Below are 1,846 nucleotides of genomic sequence, written 5' to 3'. Positions count from 1 at the left end.
GCCGCGGCCGGCTCGTACATCGGCTGCAACAAGCAGCGGGCCCGGGCCAACGCCAACGCCTCGAGCGGCGCCCAGTACCGCGCCTCCTCGAACCTGAACATCCGTTCGGGCCCGGGCACCGGCTACCGCACCGTGGGCCGCCTGTCGGCCGGCCAGCCGTTCACCGCCACCGGCTCGCAGGGCGAGTGGGTTCAGATCGCCGGCGGCGGCTGGGTGAACGCCCGCTACGTCACCAACTACTGATCCGCCCGACAGGATTTGGTGTCGAGGGCCGCTCCGAAAGGGGCGGCCCTTTTACTTTGTGGGGCGCTATCGCATCGCGCGCGGCGCGATGCTGCTTGAGCGCGGCTGGAGCGCGTTCCTCCCCCACCGGGGGAGGGGGACCGTCCGAAGCCCGAAGGGCGAAGGAGGGTGGAGGGGCGTTGCCTCACCCTCCGGCGAGCTACTGGCTGACCCACACGATCCGGCCCATCCACAGGATCTCGGCGCGGGGCAGGGCGCGGGGCGGGTAGTCGGGGTTGATCGAGGCCAGGGTCACCGTCTTCGCCGTCAGCCCCGCCAGCTCCTTGGCCAGGGTCTCGCCGCCGGTGGTGCGCACCACCACCCGGTCGCCGCGGCGCACGTCGGCCGCTTCGCGATCGACGATGACCTTGTCGCCGGCCCGATACAGTGGAGCCATGGAATCGCCCTCGATCCTCAGGCTCAGCAGGCTGTCGCGAGGCCGGGGCAGTTCGGTCTGCTCCCAGCCATCGCCGGTCGGCAGGCCAGCGTCGTCGAAGAAGCCGTCCCGGCCCGCCTGGGCCATGCCCAGCATGGGGATCATCGCCGGCCGTTCGGGCGCGTCCTGGGCCATCTCCGCAAAGTCGGCCAGCGACAGGCCGGTGACCGTCAGGATGCGCGTCAGGCTTTCGGTCGAGGGCCAACGGGGGCGCGGCGGCTCGCCCGGGCCGAACCGCTTGGACGGGTTGAAGCTGGTCGCGTCCAGTCCGGCCCGCCGGGCCAGGGCCGAGGCGCTCAGCCCCTCGCGCCGCGCCAGGCGGTCGATGGCGGTCCAGATCTGGGCGTGGGATAGGGGCATGAAGGGACGGATGCGATTCGGATGGTAGGAATATCCGCCTAAGGCTCCTTGCGGTCAACCACGATCACCGGCCCGGCCGGATGGGTTCCGCCCACGATCGGGCCGTCGGGGCCCGTCAAGGCGGACACCGCCCCGTCCAGGAACAGGGCGTTCGCGCATCCCAGCTCATCCCTGAACAGGCGCGCGAAGGCGCCGAAGCTGACGGTCCCGCGCGAGATCGCCAGGATCACCGTGTCGCCGCGCACGCCGACGCCGTTGCGCCGATAGCGGGACGCCCCGTCAGGGGCGAAGGCCGGATGAAGACGGCCGTCGACGACGAGCATGGGGCCGGATTGGGTGGCGAAGCGGGCGGTCGTCGCGTGAGCCGCCCAGCGCGCGCTGTCCACAACCCCCGCGCTGCCGTCGCGGTCGAGGAAGAAGACGCCGTTCGGCTTCAGGTGAAAATTGCCGGGGCCCTCCCGCAGGCTCAGAGGCTTGAGAGCCCGCCCGTCCTCGACCAGCAGGCCGATCGGTTTTAGATCCGGATCATACATGCCGCCGTTCATGACCAGAACGGGCCGTCGGGCGCGGGCCGCGGCCAAGTCTCCAACCGTCGCGCGCGGTCGGGCCGTTCCGTCGTTATGCGCGATCGAAACGGCGTAGCGGTCCAGCGGTATCTCGCAGACCACATAGGCCTGGCCGTCGAACGTCACGTCGCGGCAGGGCGCGGGTGGGCCGTCGCGGGGCTCGGGCTGGGGAGGGGCCAAGCGCCCGCTCCAGGCCGCGGCG

At 71.6% G+C, this 1,846-nt stretch carries 3 protein-coding genes; 1 reads left to right on the top strand and 2 read right to left on the bottom strand.

Annotated elements, in window-relative coordinates:
* The coding region (locus AC2W7C_RS17375; RefSeq protein ID WP_486002488.1) for an SH3 domain-containing protein at nucleotides 1-243 on the top strand (243 nt) is incomplete at its 5' end.
* 199 nt (nucleotides 244-442) lie between these two features.
* Here the strand turns inward: AC2W7C_RS17375 and AC2W7C_RS17370 are convergent.
* Together AC2W7C_RS17370 and AC2W7C_RS17365 are read right to left on the bottom strand one after the other, a co-directional pair.
* Nucleotides 443-1,078, bottom strand: a complete 636-nt coding sequence (locus tag AC2W7C_RS17370; protein ID WP_486002487.1) for a S24 family peptidase — start codon at nucleotides 1,076-1,078, stop codon at nucleotides 443-445.
* 38 nt (nucleotides 1,079-1,116) lie between these two features.
* A partial coding sequence (locus tag AC2W7C_RS17365; RefSeq protein ID WP_486002486.1) for a phosphodiester glycosidase family protein occupies nucleotides 1,117-1,846 on the bottom strand: 730 nt, incomplete at its 5' end.

This window comes from Brevundimonas sp. CURTG3B2_SDJG (assembly GCF_057364705.1).
Note: the sequence above shows the minus strand (reverse complement) of the source record. Positions and strands in the feature narration are given on the sequence as shown.